This window comes from Legionella jamestowniensis, from assembly GCF_001467745.1.
In the GTDB taxonomy this organism is placed as follows: Bacteria; Pseudomonadota; Gammaproteobacteria; order Legionellales; family Legionellaceae; genus Tatlockia; species Tatlockia jamestowniensis.
This window is the reverse complement of the sequence record NZ_LNYG01000004.1, coordinates 53,713-72,757: the sequence shown is the minus strand read 5'-3', so window position 1 is coordinate 72,757 and position 19,045 is coordinate 53,713. Positions and strand designations below refer to the sequence as shown.

Genomic DNA, 19,045 nt, shown 5'->3' with positions numbered 1-19,045 from the left:
ATTTAGCTTGTCTAAAAATAAAGAAATTTGTGTGATCGATGAAGAGGGTGCACATTTTAAATTACCGGCTTCGGAACGCTTGATTCATATGACTCCGGAAATGTCACTTGAAACGCAGAAAATTATTGGGGCAGATATCATCATGGCGTTTGATCAATGCACCCCTGATAATTGCACCCGTGAGGAAGTACAACAAATTATGACACGCACCCATCGGTGGCTCAAACAATCCATTGCCTATCATCAACAATTCCCCACTTCCCGTTACGGGGCAATGCAGGCACTCTTTGGTATTATCCAGGGTGGCATCTATGAAGATTTACGTCGTGAAAGTGCGGAATTTATTGCCTCTATGAGCACGGATGGCCTTGCTATTGGTGGTGAAACAATTGGCTTTAATATGAAAACCACGGTGGAAGTCATCCGTTGGGTTCGAGAGTTTTTGCCAGAGAATAAGCCGCGCTATACGATGGGGGTAGGTATGTCGCCGCAGGATTTGCTGGATGTGGTGGCAGAAGGCATTGATATGTTTGATTGTGTTGCGCCGACCCGTAATGCCCGTCATGGGGCACTGTATTGTGGTGAAATCGTGCAAGCAGGTAATTGGTTGAAATTTGAAAGTCCTTACGAAAATGAACGCATCCAAATTAAGAAAGCCTGCTTTGCAAAAGACCTGCAACCCATTATGGCAAACTGTTCTTGCTATACTTGTAACCATTATTCCCGTGCCTTCTTGCACCATTTGAGCAAGCAAAAGGCTAATTTGTTTACCGCATTGGCAAGTATTCATAATATCCATGTAATGCATGATGTTTGTGCTAAAATGCGCGACGTAATTATGGCTTAATTTTGAGAGACAGGAGATTTTAATGATTGTAATTGCCACTTCAAAAGGCGATATTCGCATACAGTTGGATGAAGAAAACACACCAACCACTGCACAGAATTTTCTTAATTATGTACGTAGTGGTTTCTATAATAACACTATTTTTCATCGTGTTATTGATGGATTTATGATTCAGGGCGGTGGATTGACGGCTGATATGACGCAAAAATCAACGGAGCCTGCAATAAAAAACGAAGCAAAATCTGCTAAACCCAATAAAAGAGGTACTATTGCCATGGCAAGGACCATGGACCCACACTCGGCTACTTCACAATTTTTTATCAATGTTGCGGACAATGCCTTTCTGAATTTCACGGGTGAACACGCACAAGGTTATGGATATTGTGTATTTGGAGAAGTCGTTGAAGGAATGGATGTGGTTGATGCCATAGTAAAAGTAAAAACAGGTCAGCGGATGGGGCATGCTGACGTGCCTGTGGAAGAAGTAGTTATTCATGAAATCCGTGAAGTTTAATAGATGGGTTGACATGTTCTGTCTTCCAACAACTTGATTAGCAACCTTCAAGTACTGCGGCGAGTCCGCAGGATCCACAAGGATGCCTCTCCTCTTGCTATACATCTACTTACTATTTCTACCTACCGCGCGACTTGTTCGCGCGGTACTAGCGGTACTATAAGTACCAAGTTCTCTTGCCTATAACTTAAGTATTTTTTGACTGCCCTTATTGCCTTCGATGTCGTTTCCGTAAGCTTTTTGAATAGTCAAACTTTGGCATTTCAATGTGATAAATAATAGCTATTACTCGCACAGTAAAAATAGTAACCAAGGTAATAATAATATTGATACTTTTGGGAACATTAAAATGCGCTAGGACAATAAATAAGATAGCACCGACCAATGCAATGGTGGCATAGAGTTCTTTACGTAATACCAGTGGAATATCATTACAAAGGATGTCTCTTAGCATTCCGCCACAAATGCCGGTAATCATACCGCTTATAATTGCCATACCGGGTGAGTAGCCATTTGTTAACACTTTTTGCGCGCCAATAATTACAAAAGCGGATAAACCCAAGGCATCGAGAATAAGAAAAACTTTCATGATGCGGACTAAGGAGTGAGCAATGAAAATTGTTACAAACGCAAAGCCGGCAGTATAAAGAATATATTCAGGATGAGCGACCCATGTCAGGGGGTGCGTATCGAAAAGCACGTCTCTGACTGTTCCTCCGCCGAGTGCTGTAATACAGGCAATGAGCATTACACCAAAAAAGTCCATTTTTTTTCTACCCGCGGCAATAGCGCCAGTAATTGCTTCTACACAAATGCCCATGATAAAGAGATAATGTAACAACATAATGGTGTATTGCTCTAAAAAAATGCAATAATACCATTGTTTATTGGGTTGGCGAAATAGCGTGATTACGCTAGGCTTATAGTATTATTAGGACATCATGTTTAGAAGTAGAAGGAAATTTAGATGAGTAATGAACATCATGAGCATACATTTATCGAAGCGGTTGATAATGATACGAGAAATAATATACTTCGTTTAGATCAGAAACTTAAAGGATTACAAGCAGAAATCAGTGCAAAAATTGATGGGATGGCATCACTAACAGATGCAGCTTCGAGTGAGCGTAAAAAACAATTAATGATTCTTTCCGATGAAGTAAAAAAAGCAATTCAGGGAATACAAAGGTTAGTTAACTTGGCAGTTGCGGATGAGTTTTCAGCCAGCGAATTTAATGAAATGAATCAGGAAAAAATAGAAGCTCTACGAGAGATGTTTAAAGAAAGTGCTGATAAGATTTCGCTTATTAAAGAAAAATTTTAAGTTTCTTGACATTTCTTTCTAACGGGTCAAAGCTCTGATTTCTGGCGCTTGTGCTAGCATACTATGTTTATAAGGATTTATTTTGAATTTGTCTTGCTTTGAAATAAACTCTCCTGAGAATTTTCATGAATTTTAGCGCTTGGTATTACCCTTCTTTGACGGCTTTATTTCTTTATGGCGCTTGGGGATATTGGGGAACAAGAGCGTCCACTTTTATAAATCCACTTTCTATTACCTTTTATTCCAGTCTAGGCGTTTTGATTTCAGGTATAGTCGCGTTGTTTTTGTTAGATTTTAAACTTGAATTATCTATCAAGGGCAGTACTTATGGATTTCTTAATGGTTTGGCAAATGGAATAGCTTGTATTTTTTTTATTATGGCTTTACGCAAAGGGCCAGTCATGCCAGTAGTTTTAATGACTTCAATGTATCCTATGATAACCTTAATGCTGTGTATGCTTTTTCTTAAACAAGGGCTTACCCTGAAGCAAGTTGCAGGAATGATTTTCGCGGTTATTGCCCTTATTTTATTTGCAATGGAATAAGCTTCGAGTTTGAGAAAAAAAATTAACTGTGTATAATCCAAAGCCGAATAGAAAGCAAGATAAACAATTTAAACAATATTATTTTGCTAGGCGAATTAATCATTTAAAGAAAAATTATATTCAGTATTTCAATTTTGAAAATTTTAGTGCACACTACTGTAAGCCTTAGTATGTTGCTTTAAATGATTTTAAGTCCAAACTAACAGAAGGGTCTTTTAATGAAAAAAATAGCAATAGTAATAGGTTGTCTAATGCCTTTATTATCATTTGCTGCTCCTGCAGAGGGTGATAAGACGTTGGATGCATTCCAAGAGTTATGCGCTAAAGAAAAAGATCCTCTCAAACGTCAAAATTATTGCCATATCCTTGATCAGAAAAGTCATTCCCAGGCTATTCTTAGTGATATCAATCCAGACACGGTTATTGTTTAGTTACTGTAATACCATCGCTTAGCTTGTCGACTTCTGGAATGGATTTAATAGTATTCAAAATTATTTTCCAGCGCGACTAGAGAGTATTTTTTAAAACAGGTTTATTAACAGACAGCAATTGATAAGATATTTCCTTTGCACTTGCTGTAACAAAATTGACAGAGGTAATTTGCCAGTTTGTTTGTTGATTTTTATTAGCAAAAGCAACTAACGTCAAACTAATGCAAGCAACTGCCAAGACAAGCTTAACTGTAATTAATTTATCCATACTTCTCCTCCTTGAGCATCTGTTAGCCTAATTCCATGGCTTGGTTTTTAAGCATAGACAACAAAAATCAATTCATCAAATTGAAGAGTAAATAATTTTTTAGCGTTCATTTAAGATAAGCTATCTCTGCATAGGACAAAATTTTTTAAATAGTCGTTGCGAGCGTCAGCAAAGCAATCCAGAGCATTTTTTGTGTAAAGAGCATACCGAGTTGCTGTGCTGATGCTTACACGACGCGATTCTAAATTCATTCTGTATAAAGATAAGCCGTCATTTCGTGTACAGCGAGGAATCTCCTGCCTTAGCCACGATATCATTAGAATTCAACCACCAGAATCATTTAAGCATTGCTTTGTAGTTGCAGCTTTTATATAATCAACGCCTATTCGCTAGAAAGAACGAATAATAGGCACGTAGCTCAGTGGTAGAGCACCACCTTGACATGGTGGTGGTCGGTGGTTCGATCCCACTCGTGCCTACCAAAAAAATAGCCCTGCAAGACAGGGTTTTTTTTTGCCGCAACGACAATTAATTCTTTCTATAATTAGGGCTAGATATCAAGAGCCATTGCCACTATGATTAGAAATTTTTATCTGCCTGAGGGATGGACATAAAATGCCAAACATTAAATTGCCTGATGGAAATGTCAAACACTTTGAACATCCAGTTTCAGTTTATGACGTTGCCCAAAGTATCAGTTCAGGGTTGGCCAAAGCTGCATTAGCCGGCAAAGTTAATGGCAAATTGGTAGACACCAGTTACCCTATTCAGGATGACTGTGATTTGGTTATTATTACAGAAAAGCAAGAACCTGAAAGTCTTGAAGTCATACGCCATTCTACGGCTCATCTATTGGCCCAGGCTGTTAAACAATTATTTCCTAGTGCTCAGGTTACAATCGGACCTGTTATTGAAGATGGTTTCTACTATGATTTTGCCTTTGCCAGATCATTTACACCGGATGATTTGCAGCAAATTGAGGCCAAAATGTATGAATTGGCCAAGGCAGATTATGCCATTACGCGACGAGAACTGCCTCGAGATGAAGCCATTGCCTATTTTCGCAGCCTTGGGGAAGAATATAAGGCTAAAATTATTGCCGATATTCCTGAAGGAGAAATTCTTTCCTTGTATAAGCAGGGAGATTTTGAAGATCTCTGTCGAGGGCCGCACGTTCCCTCCACTGGACATTTAAAGGCATTCAAATTAACTAAACTGGCAGGTGCCTATTGGCGTGGTGATTCGCGTAATGAAATGTTACAGCGTATTTATGGCACAGCATGGACGGACAAAAAATCCCTAAATGATTATTTGCATCGTATGGAAGAGGCTGAAAAGCGTGATCATCGTAAGTTAGGTAAGGCTCTTGATCTTTTCCATTTTCAAGATATTGCACCAGGTATGGTATTTTGGCACCCAAAGGGTTGGATCATTTATCAAATTCTTGAGCAATACATGCGCAGAAGGCTCTCTGATTTTGGCTATCAGGAAATTAAAACACCTCAATTGGTGGATAAAGTGTTGTGGGAAAAATCAGGGCATTGGGCCAATTTTCGTGAAGAAATGTTTGTCACCGAAACGGAAAATCGTGAATATGCCGTAAAACCTATGAATTGTCCCTGTCATATTCAGGTGTTTAACCAAGGGTTGAGAAGTTATCGTGATTTACCTATGCGCTTGTCTGAATTTGGTAACTGTCATCGCTGTGAACCTTCGGGTTCTTTACATGGCTTGATGCGGGTGCGTAATATGGTGCAGGACGATGCCCATATTTTTTGTACTGAAGAACAAATTCAATCTGAAGTAGCCATGATGCTTGAACTCGTACAATCTGTTTATGCTGATTTTGGTTTTACACAGATAAAGTATCGATTGGCATTGCGACCAGAGAAACGTGTGGGTGGCGATGCTGTGTGGGATAAGGCTGAAAATGCTTTAAAACATGCTATGCTGGGTAGAGGGATTGAATGGGTTGATGCGCCTGGAGAAGGTGCTTTTTACGGGCCCAAAATAGAGTGCTCTTTAGCCGACAGTCTTGGTCGAATTTGGCAATGCGGCACTATTCAGGTGGATTTTTCTATGCCGGAAAGACTGGAAGCTCAATATGTTGCTGAAGATGGCAGTCGTAAAACACCAGTAATGTTGCATCGCGCGATCTTAGGGTCATTTGAACGATTTATGGGTATCTTGATTGAGCATTATGCTGGTCGTTTTCCCTTATGGTTGTCACCTGTGCAAGCAATGGTTCTAACTATTAGCGAAAAACAGGATGATTTTGCCCGAAAAGTAACCGAAATTTTACAAAAACAAGGTGTTCGCGCAAATTTTGACTTGAGAAATGAAAAAATTGGCTTTAAAATTCGCGAGCATACTTTGCAAAAAATTCCTTATTTGCTGGTTATCGGCGATAAAGAAGTCGAAAATAAGGCAGTATCAGTGCGCACACGTGAGGGTGCGGACTTGGGAACAATGAATATTGATACAATTTGTGATACCTTACAACGTGAAATCACAGCAAAAGGTATTAACCATTTGGAGGATTAAACTATTAGTGCATCAAATAAGCGTGATAGCGATCGCGCGCGAGTTAATGAACAGATCAATGTACCTGAGGTACGCTTAATTGATGTCGAAGGCAATCAGGTGGGAATTGTATCAACGCGAGAAGCTTTAAGAGCAGCAGAAGAAGGTGGCTATGACTTGGTTGAAATTTCGCCGACTGCCAAACCCCCTGTTTGCCGCATTATGGATTATGGTAAATTTCTCTTTGAATTGAGTAAAAAACAAGCTGAAGCCAAGAAAAAGCAGAAGCAAATTCAAGTTAAAGAGCTAAAGTTTCGTCCAACGACGGAAGATGGAGATTATCAGGTCAAGCTACGCAACCTGATTCGTTTCCTTAATCATGGTGACAAAGTCAAAGTAACGTTGCGTTTTCGCGGACGGGAAATGGCCCATCAAGAAATTGGTATGAAGCTCATGGAGCGCTTACTGCAAGACACCGCAGAACATGCTGTTGTTGAGCAACAAGCCAAACGTGAAGGCCGCCAGTTATTGATGGTATTGGCACCTAAGAAGAAGTAGGTCTATCATTACTTGAAAATTAAGTGATTGATCAAAGATCCAAGAGTAGTTGTAATCATTGGATTAGCCAATAGATAGCTACATTTTTTATCAGTAGCAAAGCAAATGCGGAGTAGTATGTTATGCCTAAATTGAAGACACATAGTGGCGCCCACAAGCGCTTCCGTAAGAGAGCGAGTGGTTCGGTCAAGCGCCGTGGTGCTTATAGAAACCATATCCTCACCAAAAAATCAACTAAACAAAAACGCCATCTTCGGGTTGGTTCTTGTATGTTGAAAGAATGCGATGCACGTTTAGCTAAACGTATGTTGCATGGTAGTTAAGGGGAGGATTCAGAAATGCCAAGAGTTAAACGTGGTGTGACTGCTAAAGCACGTCATAAGAAAATTTTAGATCAAGCCAAAGGTTATTACGGTGCCCGTAGTCGTACCTATCGTGTTGCCAAACAAGCGGTTATTAAAGCAGGTCAATACGCTTATCGCGATCGACGTCAAAGAAAGCGTCAATTTCGTGCCTTGTGGATTACCCGTATTAATGCTCAAGCACGTGAGTGTGGATTGTCGTACAGTCGCTTAATTGCTGGCTTGAAAAAAGCTGCCATTGAGCTAGACCGTAAAGTATTAGCTGATATGGCTGTATATGATAAACCCGCTTTCGCAGCAATCGCTGAAAAGGCAAAAGCAGCACTTGCATAACAAGCAAATATCGTGATAACTAAGAGCTTTCACAAACAATTGCATAAGATTGCTGGTAAAATTTCTAATTAAGTGTTTAATAATTAGAAATTCCAAAAATAGAGCAATAGTTTGTGGCGGCTCACAAGGAGGCTGTAGCCTCCTTTTTTACATGTAGGTTTTAATCATGCAAGATATCATTCTGTTACAGCAACAAGCGGCTGAAGCGATTGCAAAAGCGCAAGAGATTTCTGTATTAGAAGCAATCCGTGTGGATTATTTAGGGAAAAAAGGGCAATTAACTGAAATTCTTAAAGGTTTGGCGAGTTTATCACCGGAGGAAAAGCCTAAAGTTGGGCAACTGGTCAATCAGGCCAAACGCGAAATAAGTACGCTTATTGAAGAAAAAATGTTACAGCTCAAAGAAGCGCAACTGCAGCGGAAGCTCGATGCTGAAAGGATTGATGTAACTTTACCTGGCCGAGATAGCAAAAGTGGCTCGCTACATCCTGTTACCCAAGTGAAACAACGAATAACTGATTATTTTAGTCGATTGGGTTTTGATATTGTGACAGGACCTGAGATTGAAACTGAATTTTATAATTTTGAAGCGTTAAACATTCCAGATCATCATCCTGCTCGAGCTATGCACGATACTTTTTATTTCGGTAATGGCCGTTTATTGCGCACTCATACTTCTCCTGTACAGATTAGGGTGATGGAAAATCGCACCCCACCTTTCCGGTTAATTGCACCTGGGCGCGTTTATCGCTGTGATTCAGATGTAACCCATACCCCTATGTTCCACCAGGTAGAAGGCTTATTAATAGATAAGCAATCAACCCTTTCTGATTTAAAGGGACTGTTACAAGATTTTTTTGCTTATTTTTTTGGTCGCCATTTGGCTTTGCGTTTTAGACCTTCCTACTTTCCATTTACGGAGCCTTCTGCCGAGGTGGATATTGAGTGTACCCAATGTTTTGGTAAGGGATGCCGTTCTTGTAAATTTACCGGATGGCTAGAGGTATTGGGTTGTGGCATGGTTCATCCGAATGTATTAAAAGCGGTTAATATTGCTCCTGAAGAATATCAGGGATGGGCGTTTGGTATGGGAATGGACAGACTTGCAATGCTTTACTTCGGCATTGATGATTTACGTATGATGTTTGAAAATGATGTAACATTTTTAAAACAATTTTAGGCAGCTGCTTTCTTATCCATGCAAACCATCGCAGTGAGCAGCAATCAGAGCACGCGAGAGTCTATTCCAGGTGATCAGTACAATAAAGTACTGAAGGGTAGAAGATAAACGCTACAACGAAGTGTCTTTAAGACCAGTACTAGATGGATATTTACAATGAAAGTTAGTGAATTATGGTTACGTGAATGGGTAAACCCTTCTTTAGACAAGCAGCAGTTGGCTGCACTCTTAACCATGGCAGGTTTGGAAGTAGACGCAGTAAGCCCTGTTGCAGGCGAGTTTGATGGTGTTATTGTCGCAGAAGTTATAAGCACTAAAGTGCATCCTCAAGCAGATAAGTTAACGTTGTGTGAAGTGAATACAGGCGTTGGCCAACCCTTAAAAGTAGTTTGCGGCGCCCCCAATGTTCGTGCCGGATTAAAAGTAGCGCTAGCGCAAATTGGAGCGCATCTACCTGGTGATTTAATAATAAAAGAGTCAATGCTTCGTGGCGAATTATCTCAGGGGATGTTGTGCTCAACCACTGAATTAGGGTTATCAGAACAATCTGATGGTATTTGGGAACTCAATGAGGATGCACCCATAGGAGCCGATTTAAGAAGCTACCTCAGCTTGAATGATTGGGTATTTGATATTGATTTAACACCCAATCGAGCAGATTGTTTTAGTGTATTAGGGGTAGCGCGTGAAGTAGCTGCTTTAACGCAGATGACACTTAAGGCAAGACCCAAAGAGGTTGTGCAACCATCCACTGATGAAATAATTACCATTAAATTACAAGCAGTAGACGCTTGCCCGCAATATTTTGGCCGTGTAATTCGTGATATTAATCCACAGACACCGACCCCGGTTTGGATGGTAGAACGTTTGCGACGGGCAGGTGTTCGCTCAATACATCCGGTTGTTGATGTGACGAACTATGTCATGCTTGAGCTTGGTCAACCCATGCATGCTTTTGATTTGAAGACCCTGCAAGGTGATATTGTTGTTCGTAAAGCAAAAGCAGGGGAAACGTTGATTTTACTAGATGGGCAAGAAATTAATCTGCATGAGCACGTCTTGATTATTGCTGACAGCCAAAAACCGTTAGCAATAGCGGGTATTATGGGCGGAGAAGAGAGTGCTGTTCAGGAGTCTACAGCGGCTGTTTTTCTTGAAAGTGCTTTTTTTAATCCCGTAACCATCGCAGGAGTCGCAAGAAATTATGGATTATGTACTGATTCATCTCAACGATTTGAGCGTGGTGTAGATTCAGAATTGCAATTACTAGCTTTAGAAAAAGCCACTGCTTTATTGCTTGATATTGTTGGTGGTGTAGCAGGGCCTGTGTGTTCCGCTATGCAACCAGAGGCGCTACCTTCTAACAATACCGTGTTATTTAATCCATTAAGGGTTAAACAAATTACCGGTTTGAAAATTAGCGAAACGGAAATGGCTGCTATGCTTGAACGCCTGGAGATGAAAGTAGATAAAAACGTCTCTCCCTGGAAAGTTAAAATACCTTCCCATCGCTTTGACATCAGCCTTGATGTGGATTTAGTAGAGGAAATTGCTCGTTTAAATGGCTATGATAAGCTTTCAGGCAGTACAATGCTTGCAGCAGTACAAGTAGGCCAAATAAATCCTGTAGAATCACTGGCTACCCGTATTTCCCAACTCTTCGTTTCACGAGGGTATCACGAAACAATTAGTTATAGCTTTGTGGATCCGGAATTACAAGAAGAACTGTATCCTCAACAACCCACGATGCAGTTGCTCAATCCAATTTCTTCGGAGTTGTCACACATGCGTGCTGGCATGTGGCCTGGGTTATTAGCCTCAATGATTTATAATATTCATCGTCAGCAAACGGCTATTAAATTTTTTGAGCTAGGGGTCATTTTCGAGCTTAGAAAGGAAGTATTACATGAGCATCCTTGCATTGCAGGATTGTTGACAGGGGAATATGGAGCATTAAATTGGGGTGAAAAATCAGGAAAATTCGATTTTTATGATTTAAAAGGGGATCTTCAGGCTCTTTTTGCTTTCTTGCACATTGATGATGTTAAGTTTGAAGCAGAAAAGCATCCAGCCTTACATCCCGGTAAATCTGCTCGAATTACCATTGAAAACCAGGATGCAGGATGGTGTGGAGTATTGCACCCAAGAATCGCAGACGCGCTAGATATTCATGAAGAGGTTATATTATTTGAGTTACGGCTAAATGCATTGGTAAAAGAAGCAACACCTCGTTATCGGCAAATTTCAAAATTTCCACAAATCCGCAGGGATTTATCCATGTTGGTAAACAATGAAATTACAGCTGCTCAAATTGAAAGTGCGGTATATGAGGTTGCAGGAGCTGAATATCTTAGATCATTCGATGTATTCGATGTATATACAGGTGAACACATACCCGAAGGTAAAAAAAGTTTGGCTATTGCCTTGACTTTACAGGATGATAAGCGAACGATGATTGATTCAGAGATCAATACAATAATCAGTGCTATAATCAAGAAACTAAATGAGGAATTTGCCATTATATTGAGGGACTAATCGTGAACGCACTAAGCAAAGCAATGATTGCAGAAACTTTATGTAGCGAATTGGGGCTGGGAAAATCCGATGCCAAAGATATGGTAGAGCAGTTTTTCGAAACCTTAAAGGATGCTTTGGAAAACGGCCAGAATGTTAAATTGTCAGGATTTGGTAATTTTACCCTGCGCGATAAACCCCAACGGCCAGGTAGGAATCCTAAAACAGGTCAGGCTATCCCTGTTGTGGCAAGACGTGTAGTGACTTTTAAGCCTGGACTTAAATTAAAAACGAAAATAGAAGAGCGGAGTAAATAATTCATTGGCGCATTATGTTAAGCATATTTTTTTATGCACGAATCAAAAGATAGCCGGAAAACAATGTTGTGCCAATGAGGGTGGAGAACCGTTTTTTGAGCATATGAAAACTCGATTACTGGAGCTCGGGCTACATGGGCCAGGCAAGATACGCATCAGTAAGTCAGGGTGTCTTGGCCGTTGCAGTGAAGGTCCTTGTGTGGTTATTTATCCGGAAGGTGTGTGGTATACTTACCAAACTACAGCTGATATCGATGAAATAATAAACCGCCATTTGCTAGCAGGTGAAGAGGTGAAACATTTGCTAATCTCTGGTTGATTGCATAAAATACCTGGTTATTTAGGAATTTATTAATTAATTTAAGGTTAAAAACAGCTTTTGGAATATTCTCTAAGGCCTGATTTTTTTAGCTTTCCTATAAAAAATAGCGAAGAATCTAAAAAGCTTGCAAGAATTTCTAGGATTGCACTTGTAGGATCTTCAGGTTTTGGTTAAAATCGCCCGTCTGATTGAAAGATTACCAATAAAGGCGGTACGGAGTTATTAATGAAAACATTTAGCGCCAAGACACACGAAGTCAAACGTGACTGGTATGTGATCGATGCTAGCGACAAAGTTTTAGGTCGACTTGCTACTGAGATTGCTCGTCGTTTACGTGGCAAGCATAAAGCTGAGTATACACCACATGTTGATACAGGTGATTACATTATCGTAACAAACGCGGAGAAAGTAACTGTTACTGGCCGTAAGTTTAAAGAAAAGATGTATTATCATCACTCTGGTTTTCCAGGGGGTATCAAGGCAACATCTTTTGATAAGTTGCAACAAAAGAATCCTATACGTATTATCGAGCTCGCTGTGAAAGGAATGCTTCCCAAGAATCCTTTAGGTCGAGAAATGTATCGTAAGCTGAAAGTTTATGCCGGTAGTGAGCATCCGCATACCGCTCAGCAACCCAAGCAACTTGAGATTGAGGAATAAGTATTATGGCTGATAGACAGCAATACTATGGCACTGGCCGTAGAAAAAGTTCAACGGCTAGAGTGTTCTTACGTCCTGGTAAAGGCGAAATTAAAATTAACAATCGCGCTCTGGAAGAATATTTTGGTCGTGAAACATCATGCATGATCGTGCGTCAGCCGTTAGAAACAGTTGACGTTATTGGTAAATTTGATATCTATGCTACCGTGGTTGGTGGTGGAATTTCTGGCCAAGCCGGTGCTGTGCGTTTGGGTATCGCTCGTGCATTAGTTTCTTATGATGAGTCTGATTTGGTTGAAGGTGCTGAACCTAGCTTAGACTCGTTTCGCAGAAAGTTACGTGCTCGTGGTTTGCTGACTCGTGATTCAAGACGTGTCGAAAGAAAGAAATTTGGTTTGCACAAAGCTCGTCGTGCAACTCAATATTCAAAACGCTAATCCAGTTAGCTCAAAACCCCGCAATGCGGGGTTTTTTATTGATGCCCATTATCCTGCCTTCCTTTCAATTTTTTGATATTTTTCAAGAAAAATCAGGGCAATATTACACCCATTAGAATTAATTTAGCCTCCCTTTTTGCACAAATTACCGGCATTTTTTTGCTTTATCTCTTGATGACATCTCTGCCTAGGGCTCCGTGGCTTGTCCGTGAGGGTCAGCGTTTCAGCACAGTATTTATGGATCCAGCAGCCCAAACCCGTGGGACGTCGAGAAATAGCGGACTGCGTTTCAGAGAAAATTTGTGCTTTGCTCGGGATAGCACCGTTTTGTTTATATTTTAGATAAAGTATGGTTTTACCCTGAAGAAAGAATAACCTATCGTTTTCAAATGCCTAATTCTTTGTTATAACTGAACTAAATTCTAGTAGCTAGTGGAAATGGGACTGAGGGATGAACCAGGATGATATAAAGGTGATTAATAGCAATGATCCCAACGACAATAATAGCCCTACAGAAGAAGAAATAGATGAGCAAAGGCGTCAATTTCTACTCACATCGACAGGTATTTTGGGCGGTGTCGGTGTGGCTTGCGCGCTTACCCCGTTTGTTTCGTCATGGCTGCCCAGTGCACAAGCAGAGGCTGCTGGAGCGCCAGTACAAGTGGATTTAAGTAAATTGGAACCAGGACAACAGGTTACAGTAGAGTGGCGGGGCAAACCTGTATGGATAATAAGGCGTACTAAAGAAATGCTGGAAACCTTAAAGGGAGCTGAAGAACAGTTGCGAGATCCTAAGTCATTGGTTGAACAGCAACCAGTTTATGCTCAAAACCAGTACCGCTCAATCAATCCAGAATATTTGGTTTTAGTTGGAATTTGTACCCATCTGGGTTGTTCACCAAAATATTTCCCTATTGTTAATGAACTTGGACCTCATTGGGTCGGTGGGTTTTACTGCCCATGTCATGGTTCTACCTTTGATTTAGCTGGAAGGGTGTTTAAAGGAGTGCCTGCGCCAATTAATCTAGAGGTGCCCCCTTATTATTTTTTAAGTGAGCATGTGATTGTAATTGGCGAAGACAAGAAACAAGGATAATCCAAGATGAGTCGACTGATACATTGGATAGATGCGCGTTTTCCGTTGTATAAAACGTGGAAAGAACATTTAAGTGAATATTATGCGCCTAAAAATTTTAATTTTTACTATTATTTTGGCTCACTTGCACTGCTAGTTCTGGTAAATCAGTTGGTAACAGGGTTATGGCTCACTATGTTCTATACCCCCACCGCTGAGCAAGCATTTAATTCCGTTGAGTATATTATGCGCGATGTGAATTTCGGTTGGTTATTGCGTTATATGCATTCAACCGGCGCTTCTGCATTTTTTATTGTCATTTATTTGCATATGTTTCGAGGGCTTCTTTATGGTTCCTACCAAAAGCCACGAGAGCTGATTTGGCTTATAGGCATGGTCATTTTCCTATTATTAATGGCGGAAGCCTTTTTTGGATATTTACTACCTTGGGGACAAATGTCTTATTGGGGGGCGCAAGTAATTACCTCTTTGTTTGGCGCGATTCCCTGGGTTGGAGAAAGCGTTGCCACCTGGATTCGAGGTGATTTCAATGTGGCTAATGCCACTTTACAACGCTTTTTCGCATTACATGTGGTAGGTGTTCCGCTTTTGCTTTTGCTCCTTGTCTTTTTACATATAGTGGCTTTACACAAGGTTGGGTCAAACAATCCTGAGGGAATAGAAATTAAAAAGTATGTGGATGCAAATGGAAAACCGCTGGATGGCATTCCTTTTCATCCTTATTATACAGTCAAGGATTTTGTTGGAGCTATTGTTTTTTTCATTGCTTTTTTTGCCATTGTCTTTTTTATCCCTGAAATGGGGGGATATTTTTTAGAGTATGCTAATTTTATCCCTGCTAATCCAATGGTAACGCCTGAGCATATTGCTCCTGTGTGGTATTTAACGCCCTTTTACGCCATGCTAAGAGCAATTCCCGATAAATTATTGGGTGTAGTAACTATGGGAGCATCCATATTGATCTTATTTTTTATTCCTTGGCTGGATAGAAGCCCTGTACGCTCGATGCGTTATAAAGGAATATATTCCAAGATTGCTTTAGCAGCTTTTATTATTAGTTTTATCATGTTGGGTTATTTAGGTACAGTTATTGTGACACCCGTAAAACAAGTTTTAACGCGTTTCTTTACTGCCGTTTATTTTGCTTATTTCTTATTCATGCCGATTTACACGCGATATGAGCATTGCAAACAAGTACCTGAGAGGATACCTGTATGAGTAGAAAGCCTCTATTAACTGGGTTGCTAGGATTGCTTATTGCTACGCTGGTGCATGCCTCGACCTCAATTGAAATGCTTCCTGTCAATATCGATGTTCATGATTCGGCGAAGTTACAACGTGGCGCAAAAATATTTATGAATTATTGCTCCGGTTGTCATGCTCTGCGCTATATGCGCTACAATCGTATGGCAGAAGATCTAGGATTGACAACATTCACTGGGGAAATAGATAAGGATCTGTTATTTAATAATTTAATCTTTACTTCTGCTAAAATTCATGACCCGATAAAAATTAGCATGGCACCTGCCGATGCAAGACAATGGTTTGGTATTGTTCCGCCAGATTTATCGCTAACCGCAAGAGAACGTAGTCCTGAATGGATTTATACATATTTAAAAAGTTTTTATGAAGACAAGAAAAAACCATTTGGGACCAATAATTTGCTAGTTCCCGATGTTGCAATGCCAAATATTTTAGAGCCTTTGATAGGGCGAGTTATTGCGGTTCGTGAAAACCAGGGTGCAGAGTCTTCCGGCCCGCATCTGGTTCTTGTTCAGCCAGGAGAAATGAATCCACGCCAATTTGATAGCATGTTAGAAGATTTGATAACTTTCCTGACTTATGTTGCTGAGCCGGTCAAATTGGTTCGCTACCGACTAGGGGTTTTTGTTATTTTGTTTTTATGTGTTTTTTTGTTGATTGCCTATCTGCTTAAACGAACTTATTGGAAAAAAATTCATTAGGTTAAGCAAAATGGATGCAAAGAGATTTCTGTGTTCTGGATGACGGTATTTTGCAGACAAGGATGGTTTGCGCAAGAGGGCAGTGTTAAATTAACTCAAAATGGTATAATCTTGCCTTGGAAAATTATCTGATTTTATCATCATAAGCTAAATTTTGTGGTAAAATAATGCCCTTTGACATACAAAAGTATGAATTAAACGTTTGATTGAGGAGTTTGCTGATGGCTATTGTGGCAAAGCGCACCATTATGTCTTTATATTCTGACAATGATGATATTTATAGTCATCAGGTCCGCATAGTTTTGGCTGAAAAAGGGGTAAATGTGGAGATTCTGCAAGCCAAACAAGGTGAAGCCCCTAATGACTTGCTCACAGTAAACCCCTATGGAACAGTTCCTACACTTTTGGATAGAGAGTTGGTTCTCTATGAAGCACGCATTATTATGGAATATTTGGATGAGCGTTTTCCTCATCCCCCGCTTTTGCCCGTATATCCAGTCGCGCGTGCAGAAGCACGCAAAATGATGCATCGCATCGAACAGGATTGGTATTGTTTGTTGCAAAATATCAGGGCTGGACATGACATCGAACAATCCCGTGCATACTTACTTGAAAGCCTGGTAAGTCTCGAGCCGATTTTTGCAGATAAGCCTTATTTTCTAAGTGACGAGTTTTCCTTATTGGATTGTGCGCTGGCCCCTTTATTATGGCGTTTACCGCAATTAGGTATAGAAATTCCAGAAAAATCCAAAGGACTGCAAGTTTACATGCAACGTCTTTTCAAACGTGATTCTTTTCAATCAAGTTTGACAGAAGCTGAGAGGCAATTAAGAGCGGCCTAATGATGAAAATGACTTCCAATAAGCCTTATTTACTACGTGCTATCTATGATTGGATTGTAGACAATGACTTGACACCTTATATTCTAGTCAACTCCAATTTTCCTGGCGTTCAAGTTCCACAAGAGTACGTTAATAATGGCCGCATTGTATTAAATATTTCCCCTAAAGCATGCCGTGGATTACATCTTGAAAATGATAGAATTATCTTTACTGCACGTTTTTCAGGGCAGAGCATGCAGATTTTTATTGTCCCTGCTGCAGTTCTTGCAATTTATGCCAAAGAGAATGGTCAGGGAATGGAGTTCCCTGAAGAAGCTCATGAACCTCCACCGACTACCATAGGTTCAGAGACCAAAGGACGCAAACCTGCCCTAACACTTGTAAAAAAAGAATAAAGTTAAGCATCAAGAACTGCTTTAAGCCACATTAGCGGATTAATGCAGGACTTGAAGGTGCATGGTGGCGTTAACTCTATCAAGGGTTATTGTTAAATGGAGCATAGAAAGGCATGGCTACTACAAAGATTTCTCTGTATCAAGTCAAGCACATTCGTTCGTGTGAACAATCAGCCACAACAGATTTAGGCTTATCTGAAGATGAATTGATGGCACGTGCAGGCTCCAGCGCCTTTTCTGCCTTAGCCAGACTTTATCCCGACATTCGCAATATTGCGGTATTTTGCGGGAGTGGAAATAATGCCGGTGATGGATATATTTTAGCGCGCTTAGCTCATGAGCAAGGTTATTCCGTAGTCATTCATCAATATAAAACGATAGAAGACTTACCACCCGCAGCTCGCCATGCAGCATTAACTGCTATTGCTGCTGGAGTTCCCTGTCAATCACTGGAAGACGTTATTGACAGCGAAGTGGAATTAATCGTGGATGCTTTATTGGGCATTGGGGTACAAGGTCATGTAAAAGATCCGTTAGTCGCAGCAATTACTCAAATTAATGATAGCGGTCTTCCGGTGTTAGCGATTGATATTCCCTCGGGTCTGGATGCTGATACTGGCGCTGTGCTCGGAACTTGCGTACGTGCAACGGCAACAATTACTTTTATTGCCCGCAAGTTAGGATTATTCACTCTCGACGGGCCTGATTATTGCGGTAAAATTATTTGTGATAGTCTCGGACTTGATCGCCTCTTATCAACCATTCAATCTGCAGTGCACGTCTTAGACGAAAGCTTGCGTAATGCGCTTTTGGCACCACGATTAAAAAATTCTCATAAAGGCCATTATGGCCATGTCCTTATAATTGGTGGTGGTCAGGGTATGCCTGGCTCTGTGTTTCTCACGGCAAGCGCTGCATTACGTGTTGGAGCAGGGGTTGTCACTATAGCAACACGCCCGGAGCATGCGGGCCATGTCTTACCTGGTTTACCTGAAGCAATGATTTATGGTATAGAAGAAGCAAACGAGCTTACTTCTTTAATAAGTCGAGCAACAATCTGTGTTATTGGCCCAGGATTAGGCGAGGATGAGTGGGCTCATGTCTTATTTACCAAAGCGCTTACTTCTCAATTACCCATGGTGATTGATGCTTCTGCTTTACGTATTTTGGCGTCTAATCATCAACATGATGACAATTGGGTTTTAACCCCACATCCCGGTGAAGCCAGCAGTTTGCTGAACTGTTCTACCGCTGAGATTCAGAAAAACCGGTTAGAGGCTGTAAATGAGATTCAAAGACAATATGGTGGTAATGTCATTCTTAAGGGTGTAGGCACTTTAATTGCTACCGATGAATCAGAAACCTATTTATGTGCTGCAGGAAATCCGGGTATGGCTAGTGCCGGAATGGGCGATGCTTTAAATGGTCTTATTGCAGGGTTGTTTGCTCAAGGATTATCACTTACTGAGGCTGCGAAATTAGGTGTGTGGCTTCATGCTACAGCGGCGGATGCTGCAACCCTTGCAAAGGGCGAGCGCGGTCTTTTAGCCAGTGATTTAATGCCCTATATACGTCAGCAAGTCAACGTTGTATCAACCTCGGTGAATGGGTGA

Annotated in this window: 23 protein-coding genes and 1 tRNA gene; 22 read left to right on the top strand and 2 right to left on the bottom strand. The window is 40.7% G+C overall.

All coding sequences use genetic code 11. The features are described 5' to 3' along the window. Together Ljam_RS01465 and Ljam_RS01460 are read left to right on the top strand one after the other, a co-directional pair. A partial coding sequence (locus Ljam_RS01465; protein WP_238583671.1) for a tRNA-ribosyltransferase family protein occupies positions 1 to 847 on the top strand: 847 nt, incomplete at its 5' end. 22 nt (positions 848 to 869) lie between these two features. Next, positions 870 to 1,361: a peptidylprolyl isomerase gene (locus Ljam_RS01460; protein WP_058448366.1), complete on the top strand. Its 492-nt coding sequence runs from the start codon at positions 870 to 872 to the stop codon at positions 1,359 to 1,361. A 208-nt stretch (positions 1,362 to 1,569) separates the two neighbouring features. On the opposite strand, the gene Ljam_RS01455 is transcribed toward Ljam_RS01460, so the two are convergent. Next, positions 1,570 to 2,205 (bottom strand): trimeric intracellular cation channel family protein, encoded by a 636-nt coding sequence (locus tag Ljam_RS01455; protein ID WP_058448365.1) that lies wholly within the window; start codon positions 2,203 to 2,205, stop codon positions 1,570 to 1,572. A 123-nt stretch (positions 2,206 to 2,328) separates the two neighbouring features. Between Ljam_RS01455 and Ljam_RS01450 the strand changes: the two genes are divergently transcribed. From Ljam_RS01450 to Ljam_RS01440, 3 genes are all read left to right on the top strand, one after another. Further along, positions 2,329 to 2,685, top strand: a complete 357-nt coding sequence (locus Ljam_RS01450; RefSeq protein WP_058448364.1) for a hypothetical protein — start codon at positions 2,329 to 2,331, stop codon at positions 2,683 to 2,685. 125 nt (positions 2,686 to 2,810) lie between these two features. After that, positions 2,811 to 3,230: an EamA family transporter gene (locus Ljam_RS01445; protein WP_058448363.1), complete on the top strand. Its 420-nt coding sequence runs from the start codon at positions 2,811 to 2,813 to the stop codon at positions 3,228 to 3,230. Between the two features lie 218 nt (positions 3,231 to 3,448). Further along, the gene (locus tag Ljam_RS01440; RefSeq protein WP_058448362.1) at positions 3,449 to 3,661 is read left to right on the top strand and encodes a hypothetical protein; all 213 of its coding nucleotides are present in this window, start codon (positions 3,449 to 3,451) and stop codon (positions 3,659 to 3,661) included. A gap of 76 nt (positions 3,662 to 3,737) precedes the next feature. Here the strand turns inward: Ljam_RS01440 and Ljam_RS01435 are convergent, their stop codons facing one another. Further along, entirely contained in the window at positions 3,738 to 3,929 is a 192-nt protein-coding gene (locus Ljam_RS01435; protein ID WP_058448361.1) for a hypothetical protein, read from the bottom strand. Between the two features lie 407 nt (positions 3,930 to 4,336). On the opposite strand from Ljam_RS01435, the gene Ljam_RS01430 reads away from it, so the two are divergent. The 17 genes from Ljam_RS01430 (at position 4,337) to Ljam_RS01355 (ending at position 19,045) form a co-directional block, all read left to right on the top strand. Continuing rightward, a tRNA-Val gene (locus Ljam_RS01430) sits at positions 4,337 to 4,411 on the top strand. A gap of 133 nt (positions 4,412 to 4,544) precedes the next feature. After that, positions 4,545 to 6,473, top strand: coding sequence for a threonine--tRNA ligase (thrS, locus tag Ljam_RS01425; protein WP_058448360.1), 1,929 nt, complete (start codon positions 4,545 to 4,547; stop codon positions 6,471 to 6,473). A gap of 3 nt (positions 6,474 to 6,476) precedes the next feature. Further along, positions 6,477 to 7,010 (top strand): translation initiation factor IF-3, encoded by a 534-nt coding sequence (gene infC / locus Ljam_RS15030; protein ID WP_058448359.1) that lies wholly within the window; start codon positions 6,477 to 6,479, stop codon positions 7,008 to 7,010. Positions 7,011 to 7,132: 122 nt separating this feature from the next. Further along, entirely contained in the window at positions 7,133 to 7,333 is a 201-nt protein-coding gene (gene rpmI, locus Ljam_RS14840; protein ID WP_074881711.1) for a 50S ribosomal protein L35, read from the top strand. Positions 7,334 to 7,348: 15 nt separating this feature from the next. After that, positions 7,349 to 7,705, top strand: coding sequence for a 50S ribosomal protein L20 (gene rplT / locus Ljam_RS01415; RefSeq protein WP_028373193.1), 357 nt, complete (start codon positions 7,349 to 7,351; stop codon positions 7,703 to 7,705). A 166-nt stretch (positions 7,706 to 7,871) separates the two neighbouring features. Continuing rightward, positions 7,872 to 8,885 (top strand): phenylalanine--tRNA ligase subunit alpha, encoded by a 1,014-nt coding sequence (gene pheS, locus Ljam_RS01410; RefSeq protein WP_058448358.1) that lies wholly within the window; start codon positions 7,872 to 7,874, stop codon positions 8,883 to 8,885. A gap of 156 nt (positions 8,886 to 9,041) precedes the next feature. Then, complete coding sequence (pheT, locus tag Ljam_RS01405) at positions 9,042 to 11,420, top strand: phenylalanine--tRNA ligase subunit beta (protein ID WP_058448357.1); 2,379 nt, start codon at positions 9,042 to 9,044, stop codon at positions 11,418 to 11,420. 2 nt (positions 11,421 to 11,422) lie between these two features. After that, the gene (locus tag Ljam_RS01400; RefSeq protein ID WP_058448356.1) at positions 11,423 to 11,716 is read left to right on the top strand and encodes an integration host factor subunit alpha; all 294 of its coding nucleotides are present in this window, start codon (positions 11,423 to 11,425) and stop codon (positions 11,714 to 11,716) included. A 4-nt stretch (positions 11,717 to 11,720) separates the two neighbouring features. Beyond that, entirely contained in the window at positions 11,721 to 12,035 is a 315-nt protein-coding gene (locus tag Ljam_RS01395) for a (2Fe-2S) ferredoxin domain-containing protein (protein WP_058448355.1), read from the top strand. Between the two features lie 228 nt (positions 12,036 to 12,263). After that, positions 12,264 to 12,698 (top strand): 50S ribosomal protein L13, encoded by a 435-nt coding sequence (rplM, locus tag Ljam_RS01390; protein WP_058448354.1) that lies wholly within the window; start codon positions 12,264 to 12,266, stop codon positions 12,696 to 12,698. Between the two features lie 5 nt (positions 12,699 to 12,703). Then, the gene (gene rpsI, locus Ljam_RS01385; RefSeq protein WP_058448353.1) at positions 12,704 to 13,135 is read left to right on the top strand and encodes a 30S ribosomal protein S9; all 432 of its coding nucleotides are present in this window, start codon (positions 12,704 to 12,706) and stop codon (positions 13,133 to 13,135) included. Positions 13,136 to 13,586: 451 nt separating this feature from the next. After that, positions 13,587 to 14,231, top strand: a complete 645-nt coding sequence (gene petA, locus Ljam_RS01380) for a ubiquinol-cytochrome c reductase iron-sulfur subunit (RefSeq protein ID WP_131762474.1) — start codon at positions 13,587 to 13,589, stop codon at positions 14,229 to 14,231. Between the two features lie 6 nt (positions 14,232 to 14,237). Then, complete coding sequence (locus Ljam_RS01375) at positions 14,238 to 15,449, top strand: cytochrome b (RefSeq protein WP_058448352.1); 1,212 nt, start codon at positions 14,238 to 14,240, stop codon at positions 15,447 to 15,449. Continuing rightward, positions 15,446 to 16,195 carry a cytochrome c1 gene (locus tag Ljam_RS01370; RefSeq protein ID WP_058448351.1) on the top strand — a complete coding sequence of 250 codons (750 nt, stop codon included), beginning with the start codon at positions 15,446 to 15,448 and terminating at the stop codon, positions 16,193 to 16,195. Before Ljam_RS01375 ends, Ljam_RS01370 begins: the two co-directional genes overlap by 4 nt. Before the next feature lie 221 nt (positions 16,196 to 16,416). Then, complete coding sequence (gene sspA / locus Ljam_RS01365; protein ID WP_058448350.1) at positions 16,417 to 17,037, top strand: stringent starvation protein SspA; 621 nt, start codon at positions 16,417 to 16,419, stop codon at positions 17,035 to 17,037. A 2-nt stretch (positions 17,038 to 17,039) separates the two neighbouring features. Next, the gene (locus tag Ljam_RS01360) at positions 17,040 to 17,432 is read left to right on the top strand and encodes a ClpXP protease specificity-enhancing factor (RefSeq protein WP_058448388.1); all 393 of its coding nucleotides are present in this window, start codon (positions 17,040 to 17,042) and stop codon (positions 17,430 to 17,432) included. A 113-nt stretch (positions 17,433 to 17,545) separates the two neighbouring features. Next, positions 17,546 to 19,045 (top strand): bifunctional ADP-dependent NAD(P)H-hydrate dehydratase/NAD(P)H-hydrate epimerase, encoded by a 1,500-nt coding sequence (locus Ljam_RS01355; protein ID WP_058448349.1) that lies wholly within the window; start codon positions 17,546 to 17,548, stop codon positions 19,043 to 19,045.

Coding starts and splice junctions, on each gene's coding strand:
- Ljam_RS01370 (WP_058448351.1), top strand. CDS start 15,446: ATGAGTAGAAAGCCTCTATTAACTGGGTTGCTAGGATTGCTTATTGCT.
- Ljam_RS01460 (WP_058448366.1), top strand. CDS start 870: ATGATTGTAATTGCCACTTCAAAAGGCGATATTCGCATACAGTTGGAT.
- sspA (WP_058448350.1), top strand. CDS start 16,417: ATGGCTATTGTGGCAAAGCGCACCATTATGTCTTTATATTCTGACAAT.
- rpmI (WP_074881711.1), top strand. CDS start 7,133: ATGCCTAAATTGAAGACACATAGTGGCGCCCACAAGCGCTTCCGTAAG.
- pheS (WP_058448358.1), top strand. CDS start 7,872: ATGCAAGATATCATTCTGTTACAGCAACAAGCGGCTGAAGCGATTGCA.
- Ljam_RS01450 (WP_058448364.1), top strand. CDS start 2,329: ATGAGTAATGAACATCATGAGCATACATTTATCGAAGCGGTTGATAAT.
- Ljam_RS01435 (WP_058448361.1), bottom strand. CDS start 3,929: ATGGATAAATTAATTACAGTTAAGCTTGTCTTGGCAGTTGCTTGCATT.
- pheT (WP_058448357.1), top strand. CDS start 9,042: ATGAAAGTTAGTGAATTATGGTTACGTGAATGGGTAAACCCTTCTTTA.
- thrS (WP_058448360.1), top strand. CDS start 4,545: ATGCCAAACATTAAATTGCCTGATGGAAATGTCAAACACTTTGAACAT.
- Ljam_RS01455 (WP_058448365.1), bottom strand. CDS start 2,205: ATGTTGTTACATTATCTCTTTATCATGGGCATTTGTGTAGAAGCAATT.
- rpsI (WP_058448353.1), top strand. CDS start 12,704: ATGGCTGATAGACAGCAATACTATGGCACTGGCCGTAGAAAAAGTTCA.
- petA (WP_131762474.1), top strand. CDS start 13,587: ATGAACCAGGATGATATAAAGGTGATTAATAGCAATGATCCCAACGAC.
- Ljam_RS01440 (WP_058448362.1), top strand. CDS start 3,449: ATGAAAAAAATAGCAATAGTAATAGGTTGTCTAATGCCTTTATTATCA.
- Ljam_RS01375 (WP_058448352.1), top strand. CDS start 14,238: ATGAGTCGACTGATACATTGGATAGATGCGCGTTTTCCGTTGTATAAA.
- Ljam_RS01445 (WP_058448363.1), top strand. CDS start 2,811: ATGAATTTTAGCGCTTGGTATTACCCTTCTTTGACGGCTTTATTTCTT.
- Ljam_RS01355 (WP_058448349.1), top strand. CDS start 17,546: ATGGCTACTACAAAGATTTCTCTGTATCAAGTCAAGCACATTCGTTCG.
- rplT (WP_028373193.1), top strand. CDS start 7,349: ATGCCAAGAGTTAAACGTGGTGTGACTGCTAAAGCACGTCATAAGAAA.
- Ljam_RS01360 (WP_058448388.1), top strand. CDS start 17,040: ATGAAAATGACTTCCAATAAGCCTTATTTACTACGTGCTATCTATGAT.
- rplM (WP_058448354.1), top strand. CDS start 12,264: ATGAAAACATTTAGCGCCAAGACACACGAAGTCAAACGTGACTGGTAT.